The sequence below is a fragment of the Brevibacterium picturae genome, assembly GCF_900105045.1.
GTDB lineage: Bacteria > Actinomycetota > Actinomycetes > Actinomycetales > Brevibacteriaceae > Brevibacterium > Brevibacterium picturae.
On record NZ_LT629739.1, the window covers coordinates 3,363,284 to 3,388,069 of the forward strand.

The window sequence follows — 24,786 nt, forward strand, 5'->3', positions numbered from 1 at the left end:
GTTTCTCCTTTTAGGCCTGGCAGAACGACGCCAGCAGTGCGGGGTCGGCTCCGGCCGGGCAGGGATCGAATGTGAAGATGACCAGCGTGCCGAGCACGATGACGATGGCCGAGGCGATGTAGAGGATCACCTGGAGAGCCATTCGGGTGCTGGGCTTCTCGGCATAGTCCATGATGATGGTGCGCAGGCCGTTGGTGCCGTGCAGCATTGCCAGCCACAGCATCAGCAGATCCCAGATCTGCCAGAACGGGCTGGCCCATTTGCCGGCCACGAACCCGAAGTCGATGGCCTGGACGCCCTCGCCTGCCCACAGGTTCACGAACAGGTGACCGAAGATGAGGATGACGAGGATGACGCCCGAGACGCGCATGAACAGCCACGCGAACATCTCGAACTTCGAACGTGTTGATTTGTGCCGCGAGTAACCGGTGCGCGGAGCCGGGATCGATGTTGTGCTCATGTCATCCTCCGAACGTGTGCATCAGCTGGCGGGGGATGAAGGCGATCATGATGATGAGCCATACGACGATGACTCCCCAGAACAGCTTCTTCTGATTCTTCGGTCCACTCTTCGAGAAGTCGACGAGAATGACGCGAAGGCCGTTGAACGCATGGAATGCGATCGCGGCAACGAGTGCGATCTCGCCGAATGCCATGACCGGAGTCTTGTAGGTTCCGATCACAGCGTTGTAGGCCTCGGGCGAGACGCGGACGAGTGCAGTATCGAGCACGTGGACCAGCAGGAAGAAGAAGATTCCGACGCCTGTGACGCGATGCGCGACCCAGGACCACATTCCTTCGTTTCCTCGGTACAGAGTGCCCGTAGACGCTTTGGCCACGGAGCATCCTCCATCTTGGATTAATCGACTGTGTACATCAAGAAACTACGCCGAACGCCGCCTGGTTGCCAGTCGAGCCTCACCTGAGCGTGGTGGATCACATTAAGTTCCTGGCAGTTCCCTCATAGTCGTCGATCTCGGATACGACGAAATTCAATTACATCACAAGCATATGCGCTAACTATTCTGACCGTAGGGCTGACCTGGACAGTCGGGACCGTCGCCGAGGTGGGGCCGGGCTCAATGACGATCCGGGTGGACTGAGGATGACCGGGAGAACAATTCCGGTTCTCCTCACCCCGACACGGCGGACAGCATCGGTCAGTCGGTGCCCGAACTTTGAGACACTGAAGAAGTGAACACACACTTCCACGCCATCATCCCCGCCGGCGGATCCGGAACCCGACTCTGGCCGCTGTCGCGCAAGGCATCGCCGAAGTTCCTCCACGACGTGCTGGGTACGGGCCGGAGCCTGATCCAATCCACCTGGGACCGCGTCGCACCGCTCGTGGGACCCGGGAAAGTGTGGGTGGTGACCGGGGAGAGCCACCTCGACCAGGTCGCCGAGCAGCTGCCCGAGATGTCCGTGCGCAAAATCCTCGCCGAACCGTCCCCGAAGGACTCGGCCGCCGCGATCGGGCTCGCGACCATGCTCATTGCGAAGGAAGACCCCGACGCGATCGTCGGCTCGTTCTCCGCCGACCACTCGATCACCAACGTCGACGAGTTCCGGCTGGTCATCGACCAGGCCTGCGCCGCCGCCGAGACCGGCGACATCGTCACCGTCGGCATCATGCCCCGCAACCCGGCCACCGCCTACGGCTACATCGAAACCGGCGAGCTGCTGGGCCTCGACCGTGCACCGACCGCCAGGCGCGCTATGGCCTTCGCCGAGAAGCCCGCCGCGAGCACCGCCCGCGAGTACGTCACCTCCGGCCGCTACCGCTGGAACGCCGGCATGTTCATCGCGAAGGCAAGCGCATTGCTGGAGGTCCTCGAGACCGAGGATCCGACCCTGCACGCAGGCCTGTCTCAGATCGCCGAGGCGTGGGGGACCGATGCCCAGGCAGAGGTGCTCGCCGAGGTGTGGCCCGGCCTGGAGAAGCGCGCCATCGATTACGTCGTGGCCGAGCCTGCTGCCGCGGCCGGCCGCGTCATCGTCATTCCCGGCGATTTCGGCTGGGACGATGTCGGTGACTTCGACTCGGTCGCCCGCCTGCGGCAGCCGGTGCCCGGCGAGCCGAGCGGTGTCATCTCGATCGGCGGCAACTGCGAACTCCTCGAGATCGACGCCTCCGGAGTCGTCTTCTCCGAATCCGAGCAGCCGCGCACGGTCGCGATCGTCGGCCTCGACGACCTCGTCGTCGTCGACACCGAGGACGTCCTGCTCATCACCTCCCGCTCCCACGCGCAGGATGTGAAGAAGGCAGTCTCCGCAGCAGGGGAGCGCGGGCTCGACGATCTGCTGTAGGCAGGTGGCGGGGCACAGAGTGTGTCGAAATTGGTCGCATTGCGCCCAAATGTGACGCGAAGTGCTTAGCATTGCAGTCAATGTCTCAGATATCCCAACCGCGCCCCGACGGCGTCGCGCTCCCAGAAGGACCAGACGTGATCAGCTCTGCAATCGCTGAGATCGGTGCAGAGCTCATCGATTTCCGCCGCGACATCCATGCGCACCCGGAACTGTCCTTCCAGGAGTTCGACACCACGGACAAGATCGTCCGTCGGCTGCAGGCCGCCGGTCTGGAACCTCGGCGGCTCGAGGGCACAGGCGTCGTCTGCGACGTCGGCGAGGGACTGATCGCCGTTGGCCTGCGTGCCGACATCGACGCTCTACCCATCGACGACCTCATCGATGAGGACTTCGCCTCCACCGTGCCCGGCGTCGCCCACGCCTGCGGCCACGACGTGCACCTGACCGGCCTCGTCGGCGCCGCCATCGCCTTGCAGCGACTCCACGAATCCACCCTCGGCGGACTCGGCGGACGTGTGCGGCTCATCTTCCAGCCCGGCGAGGAAGTCACCCCGGGCGGTGCCCTGCGCATCATCTCCCAGGGCGTCCTCGACGATGTCCCCGAGGTCTACGCCCTCCACTGCGACCCCAACGTCGACGTCGGCAAAATCGGTTCGCGCATCGGGGCCATCACCGCGGCCGGCGACACCGTCATCATCCGCCTCTCCGGTCACGGCGGACACACCTCACGACCCCACCTGACCGAGGACCTCGTCTACGCCTTGGGCAAACTCGCCACCGACCTGCCCTCGACGCTGGGCCGACTCATCGACCCGCGCCACGCAATCTCCCTCGTGTGGGGCGAGATCAGCGCCGGCCACGCGGCCAATGTCGTCCCCAGCGAAGGGATCCTGCGTGGGACCCTGCGCTGCCTCGACGTCGACGGCTGGAACCAGGTCGCCGAGGTGCTCCCCGAGCTGGTCGAGAGGATCGCCGGCCCGTACGGGGTCGACGTCGACCTCGACCATCGCCGAGGTGTCCCGCCGGTGGTCAACACAGAAGACCAGGTCGCGCTCATCGAATCCGCAGTCCGCGGCGAACTCGGCGAGAACTCCGTCCAACTGACCCCGCAGTCCATGGGCGGAGAGGACTTCGCCTGGTACCTCACGCACTGTCCCGGAGCGCTGGTGCGCATGGGCACCCGCACCCCCGGGGGCACGACCTACGACATCCACCAGGGCGATCTGCTCATCGATGAGGGCAGCGTTGAGATCGCCGCCCGCATCTTCACCGCGACCGCGCTGAAGGTCCTGCAGAGGAACTGAGGCTGCATCCGGAACTGTCACTCCACTGGGAACCGACACTCCATCGGGGACTCAGACTGAACCGATAATCTTGGAGACATGAGAGTGAAGGTCATGAGCACGGTGCTGGGCGCCGGCTTCAGCGCATTGAGTCTGGTGGCCCTGAGCGCCTGCTCGATCACGGCTCCCGAACCCCTCGAAGACGCCACACTCGGATGCATGATCTCGGCTCCTGCGGGATTCGACGATCACTCGGCCGGGGCTCTGACCCTGGCGGAGACGGAGCTGGCACGTTCGGCGGGACTGTTCTCCGCGACCTCGAGTCAGCGGGTCTCGAACTCAGCGACCACCTCGGCGGCTCTGAAGCGGATGAGCGATCAGGACTGCGCACTGACGACGGTGCTCGGACCGGGCGGGGCCGACGAACTCGGTGCCCACGCCAGAAGCAACCCCGACGACATCTTCCTGGGGGTCGCCAGTGGGCACAAGGACTTCCCGGACAATGTGCTCAGCATCGATTTCGACCTCGTGCCGCCGGCCTTCATCGCCGGATACATCGCCGCGACCGCAAGCGAAACCGGGGAAGTCGGGGCGCTCGTGTCCCAGGGGTTCCCGCAGGCCGAGGAGATCCTCTCCGCATTCGACGCCGGAGTCGACCTCTACAACGACGAAGCCGACGACGACGTTGACGGGGTGAAGTCCCACCGCGAGTCCGCGGTCGATGGACGGACCGTGGCAGACACCCGCGACGAGGGACGGGCATTCTTCGAATCGGCCCATGACTCGGACGTCGATGTGCTTGTGCCCTTCGGATCGGCGGCAGCGATGGGCGTGGTCACTGCCGCGACGGACACGCTGCAGTCGCTGCGCATCCAAGAGCCTGAAGAAGACGGCGACGAGGAGAGGATCCTGCCGAAGATCATCTGGTACGGAGCCTCCGGTGCTTTCAGCGACACGATCATTGCCACGATCGAGCCGAACATCCGTCGGGGCCTGCGCAGCATGTTTGCCGAATGGCCGCAGAGCAAGAATCCCGATGAAGTTCCCGAGGCGTCGAAGAAGGACCCCGTCGATATGGGCGGGTTCCTCGTCACCGACCGTCACTACAAGGGCACGATCGACAACGGCGGGGTGGGGATCGCCGCCGAGGACGGTTTCCTCAGCCGAGTCTCCGATGCGGGCCGCAGCATCACCGATCTGCGGGAGAGGATCAAGAGCGGGGACATCGATCCGGACAAATCCTGAGCGGACCGCGACATCGCCGGTGTCCGCCGGTTCTTCCATCGTTCTCGCACACTGATCCGATAAGCTGAGCGGGTGTTGAATAACCCCGCCGGAGTCGCAGCAGACGACCCGATCCTGCAGTTGCCCAAAGTCGCCCTCCACGATCACCTCGACGGTGGCCTGCGCCCCGCCACGATGATCGAACTGGCCGCATCGATCGGCCATGAACTGCCCGCCACCGAACCGGAGGCGCTGGCGAAGTGGTATCACGATTCCGCGAGTTCCGGTGATCTGGTTCGCTACCTCGAGACGTTCTCCCACACGGTTGCCGTGATGCAGAGTCGTGAGGGCCTGATGCGGGTGGCCAAGGAATGGGTGCTCGACCAGGTGGCCGACGGCGTGTTCTATGCAGAGGCCCGTTGGGCTCCGGAACAGCACCTGGAAGGCGGGCTTGAACTCGACGAGGTCGTCGAAGCCGTCCAGGAAGGACTCGAAGCCGGAGTCATCGAAGCCTCGGCCGACGGCAAGTTCATCCGTGTCGGTCAGATCATCACAGCTATGCGCCAGGCGGATAACTCCCTGGCCATTGCGGAATTGGCGATCAGGCACAGGGAGAAGGGATCTGAATCCGGAGTCGTCGGCTTCGACATCGCCGGTCCGGAGAACGGATTCCCGCCCTCGGCGCATCTGTCGGCGTTCAACGCACTCCACCAGGCCTATGTGCCCGTCACGATTCACGCCGGAGAAGCCGCCGGCAAGCAATCGATCCACGAAGCACTGACCATCTGCCATGCCCAGCGCATCGGCCACGGTGCTCGCATCGTCGAGGACATGGACATCGTCGAAGGCGAGGGACAGCTGGGCAGCCTGGCCGCTTGGGTCCTCGATCAGCAGATTCCACTCGAGCTGTGCCCCAGTTCCAATCTGCAGACCGACATCGGCGGCACCATCGCCTCCCACCCCATTACGGGGCTCAAGGATCTGGGTTTCGCCGTCACCATCAACCCGGACAACCGGCTGATGTCGGCGACGTCGGTCACGCGTGAGATGCGCCTGCTCGTCGATGAGGCCGGCTGGACCCAGACCGACCTCGAATGGGCCACCGTCAACGCGGTCACCGCAGCGTTCCTGCCCCTCGACGTGCGTGAACGCATGCTCGACGAGATCCTCATTCCAGGGTTCTCCCGGGTGAACATTTGAGTTCACAGGACGAGCACGGCGTTGTCACTCCACGAGCGATGCTGCTGGTCGTCGTCGTTCTCGGGATCCAGGTGCTGGCCCTCCTCGGGTCGGCCCTGTCGTTCATCATCACCGCCTTCAGCGCGGGCTCCCTCGCCGGATCTCTGCTGGGCCTGGCCGTCATGTTCCTCATCTTCGCCGCCGGTGTGGCCGCTGCTGCACGGGGATCGTGGAAACTGCATCGTTGGGCACGGCCCGCAGCGATCGCCTTCGAACTGCTCGTCATCGTCTTTGCCTTCAGCGTCATCGCCGGGTCCCTGTGGCTCGGTCTGGCGTGCCTGGTCACAGCGATTGCGGTGCTGCTGGGGTACTTTCTGCCCCCGGTCGTCGACGCCTACAATCGGGCGCTCGAGGGCTGAAGCGGCTCGCGGCTGATGTTGCCGTCAGGCCTCAGGCGGCTCCCACCTCTGCACGCTGGCGGCCTGGGCGGCCGTGAACCTCGATGGCACGGCGGTGAAGACCGCATCGCGGAGTCCAGAGAGCAGCGGGGACCGCATCTGGAAGACGGCGCCGAGTGCGCGTGACTTCGCCGCGATCGACTGACTGCGCTTCTTCCGCAGATGGTCGTAGCGGCGCAGCTGAGAGTCGACCTCAGCCGCGGTGCCCGTGTCCGCTGCGTCCGCGGAATCCGTGAAGTTCGTCGAGGTCTCGATCACCGGTTTCAGGAGCGCAGACAGTGTTGCGGCGTCCTCGAGTGCCTGTCCGCCGCCCTGCCCCAGGTTGGGAGTCATCGCATGCGCGGCGTCGCCGAGGAGGACGATCCGTCCGCGATGAAAGGTCGACAGGGGTGTGGCCAGGTCTGAGATCGCGGTGCGTCTGATGCCTGCCGCAGGTGTGGCCGCTATCAGTTCGGTGATCGGTGCGTGCCAGGTGGAGAACAGGTCGCGCACCGTGGCCTTCTCATCGGCGAAACTCGCATCCTCGGGCATGTTCGCCACTGCGAACCAGTACACGCGCCCGTCCATGAGCGGGGCGATGCCGAAGCGCAGGCCTCGTCCCACGGTCTCACCAGCGGCACCAGCGAGGTCGACCGAGCGCTCGGTGATCCCGCGCCAAGCTGAATAGCCCGAGTAGCGTGGTCCGACTCCGGGTTCGACGGTTTCCCTCACCCGGCTGTTGAGTCCGTCGGCGCCGATCACAAGATCGAACCGCTCCAGAGATTCCGGCTGAGATCCCACCGACGCCTGAGACGAGTCCGCTTCGACTCCAGTCCGGATCGTCACCGTTCCGTCGATGCTCGCCGAGGTGACCTCCGCGGAGGTGCGCACCGTCGTCTCCTCGAGGGCGTCGAGCAGAACGCGATGCAGATCGGTTCGGTCGACGATGCGCAGCTCGCCGACGCTGTAGCTGGGAATCTGCGCAATCCAGCGTCCATCGGGTCGTCGCTGGCCCGCGCCGAAGGACTCGGCCTGCTTGTCCGTGATCGCCGCGAACTGAGGTCCGAGTCCCAATGATTCGAGGGCCCTGAGCCCATTGGCGAAGACGGACAGACCCGAACCGCCAGCACGCACCTCGGCGGCCCTTTCGAACACAGTGACCTCTGCCCCGACGCGCTGGAGACCGACGGCGATTGACAGTCCGCCGATACCGGCTCCGACGATCGCGATTCTCATGGGGTTCGGTCCTCCCTCGCGAGATTCGAGGTGTGTGGTCTACTGCTGAAGGTACTCGCCGCAGGCCTCGGTGAGGAAGTCACCGGCGACTCCGCCCTCTTTGTTGAGGCTGATCGCGGTCTTCTGAATGCCCCACCAGACCTGGGGCGAACCGCCCCACTGCTGCCGGAAGTCTTCGCGTTTGTCCGGGTCGTCTGCCAGGTCCTGCGCAGCCAGCGAGATCCGTTCCTGAGCATCATCGGCCGTGCACCGGGCTTCGTCATCGGGGCCCTTCGGATCGAGCTCCGGAATCTCATCGGAGTTCTTCGTCGTCAGAGTGTATGCGGACCCGCCGACTTCTTCGACGGTGAAGGTTCCCTGGATGAGCAGGAAGGGCGACTTCTCGGCGTCGACGTTCTCGGCGTCGACGGTGACACTGACACTGTCCGGGGTATCGGCGGTGACGGTGGCGTCGCCGGAATCGGGGACGTCGGGATTGGCTGTGTGGACATAGACCTTGAGGTAGGCCTCGGACTTGTTCTGGGCCGCCTCGGCGAGGCCCTGCCACAGGGGATCGGCATCCTTCGCGCCGCCGGGGGAGGAGTCGACGACGGAGATCTCCGGCGCGTCATCCGGGGTCTCGATCGGAGTGACCTCCTCCTTGCTCACGGAGGGGCGTTCTTCGGGGCGCGTCTCCTCCGAGGTGGGAACACATGCTGTCATCGTGGCCAGCACTGCGGCGGTGGTCAGGAGGGCAAGTGAGCGAATTCGCATGGTTCCTCGAGGGGTGGTCGACTTGGCGGTGTGCGGGCCTGGGACCCGATCTCGCCTTCTAGCCTAATCCGAGAGACTGCGGTGGACTCGGTGGACGCGCTGATCCGGGCCCGATTGCTCGGTTCGCGTGTGACTACTCGACGCGGGTCGGCATGAGCTCGCTCAGGCTGGACTTCTGCGCTCCGGATTCGTCGAAGTTGCCCTCGTCGAGCCACTGCACATAGGTCGCGCGTAGGCTGGGCCATTCGCTGTCGATGATTGAGAACCATGCGGTGTCGCGATTGCGACCCTTGACCACGAGGTGCTGCCTGAAGAGGCCCTCGAATGTGAAGCCGAAGCGGGTCGCTGCCTTCTTCGACGGGAGGTTCTCGTTGTCGCACTTCCATTCGAAGCGCCTGTAGCCGCTGGCGAAGGCAAGGTCGGCGAAGAGGAAGAGTGCTTCGGTGGCTCCGCGAGTGCGTGACAGCGCCGGGCCCCACAGGATGTTGCCGATCTCGATGACCCCGTTGACCGCGTCGATGCGCATGAGCGCCTGTCGGCCCTCGGCTCGTCCGGTGCTGCGATCGACCACGGCGAAGTACAGGGGATCGGGTGACTCGGATGCCGTGGTCATCCACGCATCGAAGTCATCGCGTTCGGTCTGCGGAGTCTGCGGCAGGTACCGGAAACGCTTGCCCGATCCCTCCGCTGAGGCTGCTGTGAAGAGCGAATCGGAGTGCCGCCTGGCATCGAGCGGTTCGAGGTCGACATAGCGACCGTGGATCGTCTCCCGCCGAGGTGGCGCCACCCCGGCCCAATCGGTGAGGTTCGCGTCGGTCATGGCTTCTCCTTCTCGTTCTTCGTCGAACTCTTCCTGCAGTCGGTCTGCGCCTGCCCGGGTTCGCCTCGTGACTGGGGCTCAGTTCTCGTCGGCGTCGAATCCGGTCGAGAGCTGGCGCAGCAGGGATGCGAGCTTGCGGCGTCCTGCCGGAGTCAGGTCGCCGAGGATTTCGCGCTCCTTGACCAGCAGATCGGCCAGCGCCGAGTCGACCGTGGCGCGACCGTCGGCGGTCAAACGCACGAGCACACCTCGGCGATCACCGGGGTCGGGCAGTCGCTCGACCCATCCGGCGGTGACGAGCCGGTCGATGCGGTTGGTCATCGTGCCGCTGGTGACCAGTGTCTCCTGCAGCAGAGTGGAGGGAGAGAGCTGATAGGGCTCACCTGAACGGCGCAGCGCAGAGAGCACGTCGAATGCCCAGCCTTCGATGCCGTATTCGCTGAAGCTCGACTTCCGCGCCAGATCCAATTGGCGAGCCAGTCGGGAGACGCGGGAGAGTACTTCCATCGGAGAGACATCGAGGTCCGGGCGCTCGTGGCGCCACGCCGCGACAATCCGATCAACCTCGTCCATGATCCGATTTTACGTCCAGATCAAGATTCTTTGGCACAAAGATACTTTTTCTCGAGATATTTCTTACTCATCGGCTGATTTGGCCTGCACGTTTGGATGGACGGGGTCGATTGGGAATAAAGTGGTCATGGTTGTTGCATCCGTCAACGCACCTGCTGGGCCAAAAGACCCGGCAGTAGAAACGAAGGAATACACGTGGATCTTTTCGAGTATCAAGCACGTGACCTGTTCGAGAAGCACGGAGTACCCGTGCTCAAGGCTCAGGTCGCGACGACGCCAGAAGAAGCGAAGAAGGCAGCCGAAGAGCTCGGCGGCGGAGTAGTCGTCGTCAAGTCTCAGGTCAAGATGGGTGGCCGCGGCAAGGCCGGCGGCGTCAAGGTTGCGAAGAACCCAGAAGAAGCCGAAGCTCGCGCCAAGGACATCCTGGGTCTTGACATCAAGGGCCACATCACCGAAAAGGTGATGATCGCCGAAGGCGCAGACATCGCCGAAGAGTACTACTTCTCGGTTCTCCTCGACCGATCCAACCGCACCTACTTGGCCATGTGCTCCAAGGAAGGCGGAGTGGAGATCGAGCAGCTCGCCGAGGAACGTCCGGAAGCGCTCGCCAAGATCCCAGTCTCCGCCCTCGACGGAATCAACGCAGCGAAGGCCGAGGAGATCGCCAAGGAAGCCGGATTCGACGCGGAGACCGCCGCCAAGGTGGCTCCGGTGCTGACCTCCCTGTGGACCGTCTTCGAGAAGGAAGACGCCTCCCTCGTCGAGGTCAACCCACTGGTCAAGACCGGTGCTGGTGACATCATTGCACTCGACGGCAAGGTGTCACTCGATGAGAACGCCGACTTCCGTCACAAGGACCACGAGGAACTGCGCGATGACAGTGCAGAGAACCCCCTCGAAATCAAGGCCAAGAAGCTCGACCTCAACTACGTCAAGCTCGACGGACAGGTCGGAATCATCGGAAACGGTGCCGGACTCGTCATGTCGACCCTCGACGTCGTCGCCTACGCAGGTGAGAAGCACAGCAACGTCAAGCCTGCCAACTTCCTCGACATCGGAGGCGGTGCCTCCGCAGAGGTGATGGCCAACGGGCTCGATGTCATCCTCGGCGACGAGCAGGTCAAGTCCGTCTTCGTCAACGTCTTCGGCGGAATCACCGCCTGTGACGCAGTGGCAGACGGCATCGTCAAGGCTCTCGAGATCCTCGGCGACCAGGCGACAAAGCCGCTCGTCGTCCGCCTCGACGGAAACAACGTCGAAGAGGGACGGGCGATCCTCAAGGAAGCCGCGAACCCACTCGTCACTCTGACCGACACCATGGACGGTGGAGCCGACAAGGCCGCCGAACTGGCTGCTGCCAAGTAAGGAAAGGTCTTTACACATATGTCTATCTTCCTGAATTCCGATTCGAAGATCATCGTCCAGGGCATCACCGGCGGCGAAGGAACCAAGCACACTGCGCGCATGCTCGCAGCGGGATCCAACGTTGTCGGCGGCGTCAACGCCAGCAAGGCCGGCACCACTGTCACGCACACCGGCAAGGACGGCAACGAGGTTGAGCTGCCCGTCTTCGGGTCGGTCTCCGAAGCGATGGAAGCCACCGGTGCCGATGTCTCCGTGGCCTTCGTGCCGCCCGCATTCTCCAAGGATGCGGCAATCGAGGCCATCGACGCCAAGATCGGCCTGCTCGTCATCATCACCGAGGGCATCCCGGTCCAGGACGCTGCCGAAGTCTGGGCACGTGCGCAGGCTGGCGACAATGCGACCCGCATCATAGGGCCCAACTGCCCGGGCATCATCTCGCCGGAGGCTTCGCTGGCAGGCATCATCCCTGCCAACATCACCAAGAAGGGCAAGCTCGGACTGGTCTCCAAGTCCGGCACGCTGACCTACCAGATGATGTACGAGCTGCGTGACCTCGGGTTCTCCACCGCCATCGGAATCGGTGGCGACCCGGTCATCGGCACCACGCACATCGATGCGCTCGAGGCTTTCGAGAATGATCCCGAGACCGAAGCCATCGTCATGATCGGCGAGATCGGCGGAGACGCTGAAGAGCGTGCCGCTGCCTACATCAAGGACAACGTGTCGAAGCCGGTCGTCGGCTACGTTGCAGGCTTCACCGCTCCCGAGGGCAAGACCATGGGCCACGCCGGCGCCATCGTCTCCGGCTCCTCAGGAACCGCTGCGGCCAAGAAGGAAGCCCTCGAGGCTGCAGGCGTGAAGGTCGGCAAGACCCCGACCGAGACTGCTGACCTCATGCGCGACCTCCTCGCCTGAGTCTTCCTCACATAGCAACTGCGCGGTCGAAGTGCGCACGTTCAGCATAAATGCTGGGCGCCTGCACTTTGACCGCGCTGTTGTGTGTCTGCAGGCAGTTCGCCGCGCCGGCAATATGCCGCAGCCCCGCAGCCCCGCAGCCCCGCAGCCCCCGGCAGCACTCCAGCACTTCGGCGCCGCAGCCACGCAGCAAGCGAGCCCCATGAGGCGTCACGTGCGCTCGCCGAAGCATCAAGTACCCGAAGCATCACGCACCGGGAGCACTGATTCGCACCCGGACCCGCTTTCCCTCCAGTGCGTTCAGCAACTCTTCCCGGCAGCAGCAAAACACCCCTGTGCAACGGGTGGTTTTGGAACGGACTGTGCGGGGTCGCCGCGGGAGGCTAACCTGAACCTGTGAATGACCAGACACCGCTGTCCCAGAACCCACCGCCAGTCGACACCTCGGAGTCGGCCCATCCGCGCAACTTCGGCTCCGACAATTGGGCCGGCGCCCACCCCGAAGTCATCGCCGCCATCGCCGAAGCCAATGTCGGACACACTCCCGGCTACGGAGGAGACCCCTGGACCGCACGCTTCGGCGAGGTCATGAAGGGCCACTTCGGTTCGTCCGCCCTAGCGTTTCCGGTCTTCAACGGCACCGGTGCCAATGTTCTCGCGCTGCAGTCGGCGCTGCCCCGCTGGGCGGCTGTCATCACTGCTGCCTCGGCCCACATCAATTACGACGAAACAGGTGCCCCGGAGAAGGTCGGCGGACTCAAGGTCATCGGTGCCCCGACTCCGGACGGAAAACTGACGCCCGAAATCATCAAGGGCGCCGTCATCGGCCGTGGCAGCGAGCACAATGCCCAGCCTCTGGCCGTGAGCATCTCCCAGTCGACCGAATGGGGAACGACCTACACAGCCGATGAGATCCGAGCGATCGCCGCGACCGCGCACAGCCTCGACATGATCCTCCACGTTGACGGCTCCCGACTGGGCAATGCTGCCGCCTATCTCGACACCGACCTCGGCACGCTCACCACCGACGCTGGCGTCGACATCATCAGCCTGGGCGGGACGAAGAACGGGCTCCTCGGCGCCGAAGCGATCGTCGTCCTCAACCCCGAGATCGGGCAGGGGATGAAGTTCCTGCGGAAGATGAACCTGCAGCTGTCATCGAAGATGCGCTTCCTCTCCGCCCAGCTCAATTCCCTCTATGAGGGTGAGCTGTGGCGCACCTCGGCGAACCATGCCAACATGATGGCCCAGCGGCTGGCAGATGGCCTCACCGAGGCGGTCGCCAGTGGCCGCGCTCCCGAGATCTCGCTCGTGGCGCCAGTCGAATCCAACGTCGTCTTCGTCCACATGCCGACGGACGTCGCGGCCCGAGCGCGACAGAAGTTCGCCTTCGCCGACTGGCCCATGGCCGAGAACGTCGTACGCCTCATGTGTGCCTTCGACACCACTGCCGAGGATGTCGATGCACTCATTGCTGCCATCATCGGTGAGTGAGAACCTCCGTCGGCGACCCTGCGGCGCACCAATCACCGTTGTGCGCCACTCACGCTGCGGTGAAGTCCACGCGACGGAGGTGGTAACGTCAACGCTCGGTAAGTCCTGGTCGAAAAAATCGACTTTGTCGACCAGGACTTACCGAGCGTTGAGTGTGTTCAGCGCCTTTGAGTGCTGAGTGCGCGTCGGCTGCGTTTCACGCGCGGTGCCTGAGTTGCGAGCGGTGTCTACTTCGTCCTATCGGCCTTGACGGAAACGACCGGAACGTCGGAGTCGAGGATGATGCGCTGCGCGGTCGAGCCCATGATGAGTTTGCCGACGGGGGAGCGGCGACGCGATCCGATCACGATCATGCGGGTGTCCTCGGTCGCCTCGGCGAGGGCGAGGAGTTCCTCAACGGGATCGTTTCCGCGCAGGAACTGCAGGATCTCATGGGAGACCTCGGAGGAGCGCAGCGCCTCTTTCAGTTCGTCCATGTCCTGATTCGTCGCAACACCACGTTCGTCGGGAGTTTCTCCGATGCCGGCATTGAGCACGATCACGGTGTCACCGAAGGCCTTCGCCTGATCGATGCCGAACGTAACGGCAGCCTTGCCTTCGGGTGAGGGGGAATAACCGACGAGAATTGTCATTGTCTCTCCTGATACGACACTGGACGAAGCACCCTCAATTAGTAGCACATCTGCAACCCGGTACGCTCCCGCGTCTGCCTCGACTCGAGCGATGCCTCGGTCTCCATAAGCGGGAAGAGCCTGCCCCCGCCCGTGTGATCAATGATGATGCAGCTGATCCGTTGACGCTCTGGGCAAGGGGGAATCGTTACCTCGGCAGTAACTGGATTTGTTGTAAGAAAGAAGACTCGTCAGCGGCAGCGAATAGGTGTGGGAATGCCTGTTCCCGTTTCCGTCTCGTGCGGCGATCTAGGAGTGCAGCGCTCGTTAAGCATGTTGGAATGGTTGGTAAAATGGCGAAAGGTGATTGACGTCTCGAAGAAGGCAACATAAGATCAATCAAATCAACATAGAAGCAACTGAAATGTGGCCGGGGTCTTGCTGGCCGGATGGCCTCGCAAATAAAGCAGTTTGAACAGGCTTCGGAGCGACGAGACATCTGCGCCACTTGCAAATCAAGATGAGCAAGAACTGCGGAGTATCGAACGACGGGGATCGAGCGCATCGATCAGATACACGCGGCGATCCGATCATGAAGTCGGGATGACTGCGAAGAGGGAAGGGCCTGAACGTGTTCGCTGAAGAACGCCAACGACGAATCGCAGACCTGGTCAGCGACACCGGCCGGGTGAATGTGACCGATCTGGCTCATGATTTTCAGATCACGACAGAGACGGTGCGGCGGGACCTCGCGGCTCTCGAGAGAGCCGGGGCGCTGCAGCGCGTGCACGGCGGAGCCGTTGCTCCACGATCCCACAGCCTGGAAGAACCCGCCTTCGATGATCGCGAGGTCCACAACCTCGGTCAGAAGACGGCCATCGCCCATGCCGCGCTGGGACTGTTGAGGGAGACCATGAGCATCTCCCTGGACGGTGGGACTACCTGTGCCGCACTTTCCCTGGCGATCGCGCAGGAGTCCCAGGAGCGCCGGTCGTCCGAGGTTCCGCCGCGGGAACTGCGCGTGGTCACCAACTCCCTGTCGGTGATCGACAATCTCGCCAATGTGCCGGGAGTGGAGATCTTTGTACTGCCCGGCCGCTTCCGCCCGATCACCCGAGCCGTGGTCGGCCCGCAGACGATCGCGTCAATCGGCGAGCATCATGTCGACCTGGCCCTGGTGGGTACGAACGGCTTGAGCCCGGATGGCTTCTCCACCCCTGACCACGATGAGGCGGCGACCAAGTCCGCCTTCGTCCAGGCCGGGCGGGAGGTCGCCGTGCTGGCCGATTCCGCAAAGTTCGGCGCCGTCTCGCTGGTACGTTTCGCTCCCGTAGACCGCGTCGACTATCTGATCACCGACGCTCAGCCGCGTCCGCCGCTGTCCGACCACCTGCAGAACGCGAAAGTCGAGGTCATCACCTCATGATTCTTACTTTGACGGCCAATCCCAGCCTCGACCGGACCATCGAACTTGACGGCCCGGTGCTCCGTGGGCAGGTGCAGAGAGCCAAATGGGCAGGCCAGCAGCCTGGAGGGAAAGGTGTCAATGTCTCCCGTGCCATCGCCAACGCGGGCCGGCGCACTCGGGCGATCCTCCCCGGGGAGGCGGACGATCCCGTGCTCACGGGTCTCGACGTGATCGGCGTGGATCACGACTCCGTCCCCATCGGAATCCCGGTACGGTCAAATATCACCGTGACGGAACCGGACGGGACGACGACGAAGATCAACGAACCCGGGTCTTCCCTGAACGAATCGACGCAGTCGGCCCTGCTCGAGCTGTTGGCGTCGCACGCTGCCGGAGCCAGCGGGGTGGTGCTGGCCGGATCGTTGCCCCCAGGCGTGGGGAACGACTTCTATGCCCGCGCAATCGAGCGCATCCGTGAGTTGCCGGACCCGCCGCTGATCGCCGTGGACACTTCCGGGCCGCCACTCGCAGAAGCACTGATGCAGTCCCCGGACCTGATCAAGCCGAACGCAGAGGAACTCGCAGAGCTCCTGCAAGCCGCCGACCTCCTGCAGGCAGCCGGGCTCCGGCCGGAGGCCGGGCCGATGGGTGGGCACGAACTGCGCAAACTCGAGCTCCAGCTGGAGTCCTCCCCAGAACTCACGGCGCGGGCCGCTCACGCGCTGTTGCACGCACCAAGTCCTCGCCCTCGGGCGATTCTGGCCACATTGGGTGCAGGCGGTGCAGTACTGGCTTCCTCGGGTGAGACCTGGCACGCCATACACCCACCCATGCATGCCGTGAGCACTGTGGGTGCGGGCGATTCGACGCTGGCCGGTTTCCTGCTGGCTCGCTTGGACGGCGAGGAACCCCGGCAGGCCCTGGTGCGGGCGGTGGCATATGGAGCCGCGGCCGCCCGACTGCGAGGCACGGGCGTGCCGACTCCCGCCGATGCCCAGCTCGGGGCAGTCACCGTGCGGTCGCTGACCGCGACACAACGGCAGCCAAGCGGACTCCTGAATACGAATATCGATCACCAGAAACAGCTGCAGACGGGTCCAGCGCCCGAAGCCGAGGAGGCATGATGGCATCGCTCATCACAACAGAACTGGTGGCCCTCGACGTTGGCCTCGGGACGAAGACGTCCGAGGTCATCCACGCCCTGGCAGCCACAATAGCCGAGCAGCGCCGGGCAAGTTCCGCCGAGGATCTGGCGACTGCGGCCATCGCCCGTGAGGAGAAGACACCGACCGGGGTGCCCGGTGGTATCGCCATTCCTCATGCCCGCACCGATGCAGTCTCTGTCCCCAGCCTGGCGATGGCCCGATTGGAACCACCGGTCGACTTCGGTGCCAAGGACGGCCCAGCCGACCTTGTGTTCATGATCGCCGCACCGGAGGGCGCCGACAAGGAGCATCTGGCGTTGTTGTCGAAGCTCGCCCGATCCCTGGTGAAGAAGGACTTCGTCGCCTCCTTGCGCGCCGCCGCCGACCATCAGGAGGTCGTCGGTCTGGTCGAGACCGCCCTCGGACTGCGGGAAGTCGAGGGCGAAGCGGCCCCCGTCTCAGGGCAGACCGACAGCGAGAATCGCCGGGCAGATGCCGCAGACCATTCGCGCAGAGTCGTCGCCGTGACCGCCTGCCCGACCGGGATCGCACATACGTATATGGCCGCGGATGGGCTGGCCCAAGCCGGTTCCGATATGGGTGTCGAGGTGACCACCGAGACCCAGGGCTCCAGCGGGACCACCCCGATCGACCCGGCCGTCATCAAACGGGCCGATGCTGTGATCTTCGCCGTTGACGTGGATGTGCGCGATAAGGCCCGCTTCGGCGGCAAGCCCTATGTTCAGGTCCCGGTCAAGGCCGGAATCGACGACCCCCAGGGACTCATCACCCGGGCCTTGGCCGAGGCCGACGATCCGGATGGCCGCAGACTGGCTGCCGGCCAAGCCGATGATGAGGCCTCTACTCGCTCACACGGCGAGAGCCGGGAAGGCGTGGGCGCGCACCTCAAACGCGTGCTGCTCACCGGAGTCAGCTATATGATTCCCTTCGTCGCCGCAGGCGGCCTGCTGATGGCATTGGGCTTCCTGCTGGGCGGATTCGACATCCCGGACTATGCGGAGGACATCGTCCTGGGCAACTCCCTGTGGAATCTGCCCACAGAGTTCGGCGATCTGGCACTCGGACCGCTGGGAGCATATCTGGGCGCAGTGTCCTTCCAGATCGGGACGCTTTCCATGGGCTTCCTGGTCGCCGCTTTGGCCGGGTACATCGCCTTCGCCATCGCTGACCGGCCCGGTCTCGCCCCCGGATTCACTGTGGGCGCAGTCGCCGCCTTCATGGACGCCGGATTCATCGGCGGCATCATCGGCGGTCTGCTTGCCGGCTATATCGCGCAGTGGATCGGCTCCCGTCCCGCACCGCGCTGGCTGCAGGGCCTGATGCCCGTGGTGATCATCCCGCTGTTGGCCTCGCTCATCTCTTCAGGACTCATGTTCATGGTCCTCGGCGGGCCGATCAGCGCCCTGACACAGGGGCTCAACGCCTGGCTGAGTTCGATGACCGGAGCCGCCGCGATCTTCCTGGGACTCATCCTGGGCGTCATGATGGCCATCGACCTGGGTGGCCCTGTCAACAAGGTGGCATACTCCTTCGCAGTCGCCGGTCTGGCGAGCGGCACCGCGGAGAACCCTGTGCCGTGGGAGATCATGGCCACGGTGATGGCCGCAGGCATGGTCCCGCCCCTGGCTATGGCACTGGCCACAGCGCTGCGCCCACGCATCTTCTCTCCGGCGGAGAAGGAGAATGGAAAAGCAGCCTGGCTGCTGGGCGCGGCCTTCATCTCCGAGGGCGCGATCCCCTTCGCTGCGTCGGACCCCCTGCGCGTGATCCCGGCATCCATGGTCGGCGCAGGTGTCACGGGCGGAATGACCATGGCCTTCTCGGTGACCAGCCAGGCTCCGCACGGAGGCGTGTTCGTGTTCTTCGCGATCGACAGCTTCCTCCTCTTCGTGCTCTCGGTTGCGGTCGGTACGGTGATCAGCGCGTTGCTCGTGCTCGCACTGAAGATCTTCGTCCGCAAGGACGGTTACGCCAGCGGAGAGCAGGGCGATCCGGTCTCCTCCGGCGAACAGCATGCGCAGACAGCCCCGCAGGCTGGCCCAGCGCGCTCAAACGATGACGAATCGGTGTCCTGACAGAGTTGATCGGGAACGAAGGAGTGAAAATGTCCGCAGAATACACTGGGATCGGAGTTGTCCCGGGCCGCGTCGTGGCGCCGGCGAAGATCATGCCCCCGCCCATCGCAGCGCCCGCGGAGAGACCTGCCCCGCAGGACGCCCAGTCCGAAGCCACTCGGATCCGGGAGGCCTCGGCGGCGGTACACGCAGAACTCCTGGAGCGCGCCGAAGCCGTCACCGGCGATGCCCGTGATGTGCTCAAGACGACGGCACAGATGGCCAAGGACCCAGCGATCGTCAAGGCTGCGATCAAGCGGCTGGACCGGACCGATGCCGAAACTGCGGTATGGACGGTGGCCGGTGAGACCGCGGTACAGTTGGAGAAGCTGGGCGGATACATGGCCCAGCGGGTCACCGATGTGTTCGACGTGCGGGCCCGAATCGTCGCCAGATTGCGCGGGGTGCCCGCCCCCGGAATCCCACACTCCGCGGAACCCTTCGTGCTCATCGCCACGGACCTGGCCCCGGCCGACACCGCGACCTTGGACCCGGAGACCGTCATTGCCCTGGTGTGCGCAGAGGGTGGGCCGCAGAGTCACACTGCGATCCTCGCCCGCTCCCTGGGTCTGCCCGCCGTCGTGGCCGCCGGGGTGTGTTGGAGGTTTCCGAAGACGCACCGGTCTACGTCGACGGGGCGAGCGGGATACTGCGGATTGAGCCGGGTCGGACCGAGGACGACCTCGTCGCCGCCTGGCGGGCCAGTTCGCGCAGGCTCCAGTCCTTCTCAGGGCCGTGCCTGCTGAGCGATGGTCATCGAATCCCGTTGCGGGCCAACGTCGGCGATGGCGCCCAGGCACGGGCCGCCGCTGCTGCCGGAGCTGAGGGCGTGGGCCTGCTGCGCACGGAGTTCTGCTTCCTGGACCGAGACACTGAGCCCAGCGTGGAAGAGCAGACAGAGGCCTACGGAGAAGTGTTTGCGGTTTTCGATGATCACAAGGTCGTCGTCCGCACCCTGGACGCCGGAGCGGACAAGCCGCTGCCTTTCCTGACCGACAGCCAGGAGCCGAATCCGGCGCTGGGCGTGCGCGGCTTCCGAACCAGCCGCTGGGCGATGGGCGTGCTGCAGCGCCAGCTGGAAGCGATCGCCGCAGCCGCCGAGAAGCACCCGGCCACTGTGCATGTCATGGCCCCGATGATCGCCACAGCCGACGAGGCTCGGCAATTCGCGGATCTCGTGTCCGCCGCGGGTCTTTCGACCTCTGGCGTGATGGTCGAGGTGCCGTCGGCAGCGCTGCGGGCCGGCTCGATCGTGGAGGAGGTCGATTTCGCCTCCATCGGCACCAACGATCTGACTCAGTACGCCATGGCGGCCGATCGCATGCTGGGCGGCCTGGCCGAACTCAGCGACTCCTGGCAGCCGGCAGTCCTGCAGCTGGTCGGGATGACGGCGGAGCAGGGAGCTGTCGCTGAGAAATCCGTGGGCGTGTGCGGCGAAGCGGCGGGAGACCCAGCGCTGGCCGTCGTCCTCGTCGGCCTCGGGGTGACTAGTCTGTCCATGGCTCCGCGGGCATTGCCCGCGGTCGCCGAGGTCCTGCGCAGTGTGTCGCTTCAACAGGCCCGCCAGATCGCAGTGGCAGTCCTGGCGGCCCGAGACTCGCAGGAGGCCAAGACTGTCGCCAGAGCTCAACTGCCGGTACTGAACGACCTCGGACTGTGAATTCTGATGTGGACACAGGAACAGCGGTCGCGACCTGAACCGGGTACGACACTCGATACAAGAACCGAACTAACCGAACACACCATGAGTTGACCGGCGCCATAATGCCGGTGAAAGAGGAAGGACAAGACATGGCAGAAATCATCGCGACCGTAGGGAGCACGGTGGGCCTCCACGCGCGCCCGGCAGCACTGCTGGCCGAGGCGGCGGGGGAGCACGAACTCGAGATCACGATCGCACTGGAAGGAGAGCCCGCTGAGGACGCACTCGATGCCTCGAGCATGCTGTCTCTCATGGGCCTGGGCGCGGAGTACGGCCAGAAGGTCGTGCTGCGCTCCGAGGGGCCCGGGGCCGAAGAGGCTCTGTCCAGTCTTAAAGAACTCATCGAGACCAATCACGACTCGGAGGGCTGAGCAACGAGCGGTGGAAGAGGCAGGCATCCGGCCAGTCGGTCTAGACTGATCGAATGGCCGTCTCCCTGCTTGCCGCCGAATCCACCGCCGCTGACGCCAGGAGCGGCATTTTGGCGCGTTTCCCCGATCTCGCTCACGCTCCCGGCCTCCCACAGGCGCGCATGCTCGTTGACTTCGTTCTCGGATATCGCAGCGGAGAGCTCGACGTCTCCGGTCGTCCTACCGCGGGCACATTCGTCTCCGCCGAAGCAGTGGCAGGGCTTCCCAAGCGGGTCATCCTCGTCGATGACGCCCATGGAACTCAGGCAAGACTGCTGACCGAGCTCGCTCTCGTCCACGCATTCAACGACCGGATCGATCAGTCCCGCATCGTAGCCGCAGCAGCACCGACCGCCGAGGTGGTGGAACAGCTGGCCGCGCACGTCGATCCGCCTATGACGGATATCATTGCAGAAACAGTGCCGGACTCGTCGAAGAACCCGACGGATCCTGCACGGACCTGGGCTATCGTGAACGCGCCGAAGGCCGTCGACGACCTTTCTGAGACCATCGCAGCGCTTCAGCCACAGGTCTCGACTGTCATCGTCATCGGTCGCAGCGACTCGATGAGCCGCGCCGTGAACAAGGAGCTGGCGCGTGGATTCGCCCGCGTCGACGTGTCGCCGGGCGTCGGTAAGCACCGCATGATCATCGGCAGCCGTGCACTGTCATCACCCAGCATGCCGAGCTTCCCCAAGCATGGCATCATCGACCACTCGGCCACAGGTCCCTTTCAGGTCAGAGCCCATGGTGCCTGCTTCTCCGGGGTCAAGAGCGATGAGGGCTCGGCCGCGCTGCTCGAAGTCGTGGCCGCCGAGGTGGGGTCCGGCAGCCCTGAATCCGTGCTCGATCTCGGCTGTGGGAACGGGTGGCTGCTGTCCGCCGCGATGCGGGTGACAGCGGCGGTGAAGGGGACCGGCGTGGACGTGTCCAAGGCGGCGGTCGCCTCGGCGAAGGAGACTGCGGAGGCGAACGGGCTCGAGGTTGAGACCGTCCTCGCCGATGCCACGGACGCCGAGGCTGTGACCGAGCCCGGTTCTGGACTAGTCGTCGGCGGCTACGACCTGATCCTGCTCAATCCGCCCTTCCACCAGGGCACGGCCATCGAAACCGACACCGCCGCCGGACTCATGCGCACCGCATCGCTGCTCCTGGCGCCCGGAGGGCAGGTCGTCACCGTCTTCAACTCGCATCTGCGCTACCGCGATTCCTTGGAGCGCCTCATCGGTCCCAGCGAGCAGGCGGCCCGGACCAGCAAGTTCACGGTCATCCGCAGCCGCGGCTGACGGCGACCGTTGACTGTCCCCGTCAGCGCGGGACGGCCGCAGTCAGTCGGAGACCGCGATCAGGGCTGCGTGACCGGGCGTGACCAGGCCCGATTCGTAGGCGAGGACGACCAGCTGTGAGCGATCGCGTGCCCCGAGCTTGCCGAGCAGGCGACTGGCGTATGTGCGCGCGGTCTCCGGGCTGAGGAACAGGCTCGCGCCCACTTCCCGGTTCGATTCCCCGCGGCCGATTTGCGTGAGCACTTCACGTTCGCGCACTGTGAGGCCCTCGAGGATCTCGGGTCGCGGGGTCGCTCGGTTCTGGGCACTGAGTCTGCGCAGAACGGTGTTGATCACGCCCGGTGATAGCAGCGCATCACCGCCGGCGACCGTGCGGATGGCTGAGCGCAGGTCCGCCGGCCGAATGTCCTTGAGCAGATAGCCGCTGGCACCGGCGTCGATCGCGGCCACGATGTCCTCGTCATCGTCGAAGGTCGTGAGCATGACGACTCTGGTGCTGTCGAGGTTCGGGTCGGAGACGATGTGCTCGGTAGCCGTGATGCCATCCATGACCGGCATGCGAATGTCCATGAGCACGACATCGGGGTGTCGTTCACGTACATGACTGAGGCCGGCACGACCGTCTGCGGCTTCCGCGACGACCTCGATGTCCCCATCGCTGACCGCAAGCTGTCGCAGCCCCGTTCGGACGAGCTCCTGATCGTCGATGAGTGCGACTGTGATCATTCCGGCAGCCTCCTCGGCAGTGTGGCGCGAAGTTCGAAGCCCTCGCTGGGCCTGGCCTGCGTGCTCAGGTCTCCGCCGAGGCGCCTGACTCGTTCGCTCATGCCCTGCAGTCCGTGCCCGCCTTCAGGAGCCGCGGCGCCGAGCCCGTCGTCGACGACGGAGACCACGACGTCCTCGTCGTCGAGCCCCACGGTGACACTCACTGCGGCGGCAGAGGAATGCCGGAGCACATCCGTGATGCCTTCCTGGACGACGCGGAAGACGACCGATTCCACCGGTGACGGCAGAGCCCCCGGGGAGAGTGAGATGCTCGACTCGACGGACATCCCTGCCTCGCGGGCCCGGTCGAGCAGAGTCTCGATCCCGTCGACGCCGAGGCCGGTGCGGGTCGACTCGTCACCGGTCCGCAGCACCCGGACCATGGATCTCAGGTCCGACAGCGACCCGGCGGCTTCGTCGTGGGCCCGTTCGAGCGCCTCGGCGACGGCGCTGTCTTCCGAGTCCGAAGCTGAGCAGGGCCCTCTGCGGTCGAGGGCCTCGAGTCCGACATTCGAATGCAGCGACATGACGGAGAGCTTGTGGCCGAGGGTGTCGTGGAGATCGCGGGAGAGCTGGAGCCGCTCATTCTGCACGCGCTGGTCGGCCTCCTCCTTCAGACGTTCGTCCTGGAGCCGAAGCAGCTGTTCCTGTTGGGAAGCGAACCGGCGATGGGTCGCCATAGCAAAGCCGAGGGTGATCGCCGCGGCGATGAGGGCGAGCGTCGAGATCGACTCCGCGCCCAGCAGACGGCCCAGCGGCAGGGAGTCGTCGCGGATCCGAAAGGCCGTGGACACCAGGAAGACCACGGACCCTGCGCCGACGGAGAAGCGGGTCAGACCCACCTCCGCGGCGGAATAGAGCGCGGCCATCACGGGCAGGGCGACGCCGATCGGGGTCAGCTCGAGGCTGAAGTAGGCGAAGGTGCCGAGCACGCTGAGGACGACCACGGTCTTCGGCAGCGCGCGCCGCAGAAGGAGTACCGCACCGAAGCCGAAGGCGAAGAGATAGGACAGCGGCCGCAGCGGTGCCTCGGTGTCGGTCTGAGCCAGGACGATGATGATCGCCAGCGACGCCATCACCGCGCCTGCGAGAATGGCTTCAGTTCTCCGCGCTCCCATCCCACCAGCATAGGGAACCTCGGCGCCGATGGGCACCGCTCACCGTGCACCGCGATATCGCTTCTCGACGTACCGAGACCGGCGCAGAAGTCGATGCAGCGGCCGCTTTCGACGCGGTGTGCTCAGGTGCCGCCCATTCCTTATCTGGATGGCATGAACTCAGTTCGAGAACTCAATTGGCCGCTGCTCGGCGGAATCGTCGCCGGGCTCGTGTACGCGCTCGCCGGAGTCCTTGGGCACATCGTGCGCCGGATCCGCTGGGGAACGTGGACGATGGGTCGTGTGTGGCCATGACAGAGGACCGATCCCGCCGAGGCGGCCGGAGGTGTGCTCGTATCGTGGGCTCAGCGGTGCTGGGCTGTATCGGGGGAGTGCTGGCCATGGTCGTCCTCAATGACCTGGTGGCGGGCATCTGGCCCGAGGCGGTGATGGTCATTGCCCCGCTGAGCCTGCCCGTGGGTGCCCTGGCCGGTGCGGGCACGGCCGGAGTCCTTCGCCTACCGGAGTTCCACCGGCGATCGCTGACGGCTGCGCCACCCGGCAGTCAACGACTTCGCCCGGCAGTCAGCGTCCTCATTCGACAGTCAGAGGTCGCACAGTCAGCCCCTTGACCG

General features: G+C 64.8%; 24 protein-coding genes and 1 pseudogene. 16 read left to right on the forward strand and 9 right to left on the reverse strand.

All coding sequences use genetic code 11. The features are described 5' to 3' along the window. Positions 1–10 precede the first annotated feature (10 nt). Positions 11–460, reverse strand: a complete 450-nt coding sequence (locus tag BLT92_RS15320) for a succinate dehydrogenase hydrophobic membrane anchor subunit (RefSeq protein WP_092106924.1) — start codon at positions 458–460, stop codon at positions 11–13. 1 nt (position 461) lies between these two features. Next, on the reverse strand, positions 462–839 hold the full coding sequence (gene sdhC / locus BLT92_RS15325) for a succinate dehydrogenase, cytochrome b556 subunit (RefSeq protein WP_092106926.1): 378 nt from the start codon (positions 837–839) through the stop codon (positions 462–464). Between the two features lie 355 nt (positions 840–1,194). On the opposite strand from sdhC, the gene BLT92_RS15330 reads away from it, so the two are divergent. From BLT92_RS15330 to BLT92_RS15350, 5 genes are all read left to right on the forward strand, one after another. After that, on the forward strand, positions 1,195–2,310 hold the full coding sequence (locus BLT92_RS15330) for a mannose-1-phosphate guanylyltransferase (RefSeq protein WP_092106928.1): 1,116 nt from the start codon (positions 1,195–1,197) through the stop codon (positions 2,308–2,310). 137 nt (positions 2,311–2,447) lie between these two features. Then, on the forward strand, positions 2,448–3,617 hold the full coding sequence (locus BLT92_RS15335; protein WP_092106930.1) for an amidohydrolase: 1,170 nt from the start codon (positions 2,448–2,450) through the stop codon (positions 3,615–3,617). A 93-nt stretch (positions 3,618–3,710) separates the two neighbouring features. Further along, entirely contained in the window at positions 3,711–4,841 is a 1,131-nt protein-coding gene (locus BLT92_RS15340; RefSeq protein WP_092109479.1) for a BMP family ABC transporter substrate-binding protein, read from the forward strand. 72 nt (positions 4,842–4,913) lie between these two features. Beyond that, a complete protein-coding gene (locus tag BLT92_RS15345) occupies positions 4,914–6,020 on the forward strand; it encodes an adenosine deaminase (RefSeq protein ID WP_092106932.1) in 1,107 nt (368 codons plus the stop codon). Continuing rightward, positions 6,017–6,418, forward strand: a complete 402-nt coding sequence (locus BLT92_RS15350; protein ID WP_231938872.1) for a hypothetical protein — start codon at positions 6,017–6,019, stop codon at positions 6,416–6,418. The genes BLT92_RS15345 and BLT92_RS15350 overlap by 4 nt, the downstream gene beginning before the upstream one ends. A 24-nt stretch (positions 6,419–6,442) precedes the next feature. On the opposite strand, the gene BLT92_RS15355 is transcribed toward BLT92_RS15350, so the two are convergent. The 4 genes from BLT92_RS15355 to BLT92_RS15370 form a co-directional block, all read right to left on the reverse strand. Then, complete coding sequence (locus tag BLT92_RS15355; RefSeq protein WP_092106936.1) at positions 6,443–7,672, reverse strand: FAD-dependent monooxygenase; 1,230 nt, start codon at positions 7,670–7,672, stop codon at positions 6,443–6,445. A 39-nt stretch (positions 7,673–7,711) separates the two neighbouring features. Then, positions 7,712–8,425 (reverse strand): hypothetical protein, encoded by a 714-nt coding sequence (locus tag BLT92_RS15360; protein WP_092106938.1) that lies wholly within the window; start codon positions 8,423–8,425, stop codon positions 7,712–7,714. Positions 8,426–8,558: 133 nt separating this feature from the next. Beyond that, positions 8,559–9,245 carry a GNAT family N-acetyltransferase gene (locus BLT92_RS15365; protein WP_092106940.1) on the reverse strand — a complete coding sequence of 229 codons (687 nt, stop codon included), beginning with the start codon at positions 9,243–9,245 and terminating at the stop codon, positions 8,559–8,561. A gap of 78 nt (positions 9,246–9,323) precedes the next feature. Further along, entirely contained in the window at positions 9,324–9,818 is a 495-nt protein-coding gene (locus BLT92_RS15370; RefSeq protein ID WP_092106942.1) for a MarR family winged helix-turn-helix transcriptional regulator, read from the reverse strand. A gap of 195 nt (positions 9,819–10,013) precedes the next feature. Here BLT92_RS15370 and sucC point away from each other — a divergent pair, with 195 nt between their 5' ends. From sucC to BLT92_RS15385, 3 genes are all read left to right on the forward strand, one after another. After that, on the forward strand, positions 10,014–11,183 hold the full coding sequence (gene sucC, locus BLT92_RS15375) for an ADP-forming succinate--CoA ligase subunit beta (protein ID WP_092106944.1): 1,170 nt from the start codon (positions 10,014–10,016) through the stop codon (positions 11,181–11,183). Between the two features lie 18 nt (positions 11,184–11,201). Continuing rightward, entirely contained in the window at positions 11,202–12,098 is an 897-nt protein-coding gene (gene sucD, locus BLT92_RS15380; RefSeq protein ID WP_092106946.1) for a succinate--CoA ligase subunit alpha, read from the forward strand. Positions 12,099–12,494: 396 nt separating this feature from the next. Next, on the forward strand, positions 12,495–13,592 hold the full coding sequence (locus BLT92_RS15385) for a threonine aldolase family protein (RefSeq protein WP_092106947.1): 1,098 nt from the start codon (positions 12,495–12,497) through the stop codon (positions 13,590–13,592). A 227-nt stretch (positions 13,593–13,819) separates the two neighbouring features. Here the strand turns inward: BLT92_RS15385 and BLT92_RS15390 are convergent, their stop codons facing one another. Further along, complete coding sequence (locus BLT92_RS15390) at positions 13,820–14,224, reverse strand: universal stress protein (protein WP_092106949.1); 405 nt, start codon at positions 14,222–14,224, stop codon at positions 13,820–13,822. A gap of 610 nt (positions 14,225–14,834) precedes the next feature. On the opposite strand from BLT92_RS15390, the gene BLT92_RS15395 reads away from it, so the two are divergent. The 6 genes and pseudogenes from BLT92_RS15395 to BLT92_RS15420 all read left to right on the forward strand — a co-directional run bounded on the left by BLT92_RS15395 (position 14,835) and on the right by BLT92_RS15420 (position 22,289). Continuing rightward, positions 14,835–15,629 carry a DeoR/GlpR family DNA-binding transcription regulator gene (locus BLT92_RS15395; protein WP_092106951.1) on the forward strand — a complete coding sequence of 265 codons (795 nt, stop codon included), beginning with the start codon at positions 14,835–14,837 and terminating at the stop codon, positions 15,627–15,629. Next, positions 15,626–16,735 carry a 1-phosphofructokinase family hexose kinase gene (locus BLT92_RS15400; RefSeq protein ID WP_092106953.1) on the forward strand — a complete coding sequence of 370 codons (1,110 nt, stop codon included), beginning with the start codon at positions 15,626–15,628 and terminating at the stop codon, positions 16,733–16,735. Before BLT92_RS15395 ends, BLT92_RS15400 begins: the two co-directional genes overlap by 4 nt. Next, positions 16,735–18,852 (forward strand): PTS fructose transporter subunit IIABC, encoded by a 2,118-nt coding sequence (locus BLT92_RS15405; RefSeq protein WP_092106955.1) that lies wholly within the window; start codon positions 16,735–16,737, stop codon positions 18,850–18,852. The genes BLT92_RS15400 and BLT92_RS15405 overlap by 1 nt, the downstream gene beginning before the upstream one ends. 29 nt (positions 18,853–18,881) lie before the next feature. Continuing rightward, positions 18,882–20,551, forward strand: a pseudogene (ptsP, locus tag BLT92_RS15410) (phosphoenolpyruvate--protein phosphotransferase). 131 nt (positions 20,552–20,682) lie between these two features. Continuing rightward, entirely contained in the window at positions 20,683–20,964 is a 282-nt protein-coding gene (locus BLT92_RS15415) for an HPr family phosphocarrier protein (protein WP_092106957.1), read from the forward strand. Positions 20,965–21,017: 53 nt separating this feature from the next. Beyond that, complete coding sequence (locus BLT92_RS15420; RefSeq protein WP_092106959.1) at positions 21,018–22,289, forward strand: class I SAM-dependent methyltransferase; 1,272 nt, start codon at positions 21,018–21,020, stop codon at positions 22,287–22,289. 42 nt (positions 22,290–22,331) lie between these two features. On the opposite strand, the gene BLT92_RS15425 is transcribed toward BLT92_RS15420, so the two are convergent. Both BLT92_RS15425 and BLT92_RS15430 read right to left on the reverse strand, forming a co-directional pair. Next, on the reverse strand, positions 22,332–23,015 hold the full coding sequence (locus BLT92_RS15425) for a response regulator (protein WP_092106961.1): 684 nt from the start codon (positions 23,013–23,015) through the stop codon (positions 22,332–22,334). After that, positions 23,012–24,172 carry a sensor histidine kinase gene (locus BLT92_RS15430; protein WP_157691471.1) on the reverse strand — a complete coding sequence of 387 codons (1,161 nt, stop codon included), beginning with the start codon at positions 24,170–24,172 and terminating at the stop codon, positions 23,012–23,014. Before BLT92_RS15430 ends, BLT92_RS15425 begins: the two co-directional genes overlap by 4 nt. A gap of 153 nt (positions 24,173–24,325) precedes the next feature. Between BLT92_RS15430 and BLT92_RS20505 the strand changes: the two genes are divergently transcribed. Beyond that, the gene (locus BLT92_RS20505) at positions 24,326–24,466 is read left to right on the forward strand and encodes a hypothetical protein (RefSeq protein WP_157691472.1); all 141 of its coding nucleotides are present in this window, start codon (positions 24,326–24,328) and stop codon (positions 24,464–24,466) included. Continuing rightward, positions 24,463–24,783 carry a hypothetical protein gene (locus BLT92_RS15435; protein ID WP_157691473.1) on the forward strand — a complete coding sequence of 107 codons (321 nt, stop codon included), beginning with the start codon at positions 24,463–24,465 and terminating at the stop codon, positions 24,781–24,783. Before BLT92_RS20505 ends, BLT92_RS15435 begins: the two co-directional genes overlap by 4 nt. Positions 24,784–24,786 lie beyond the last annotated feature (3 nt).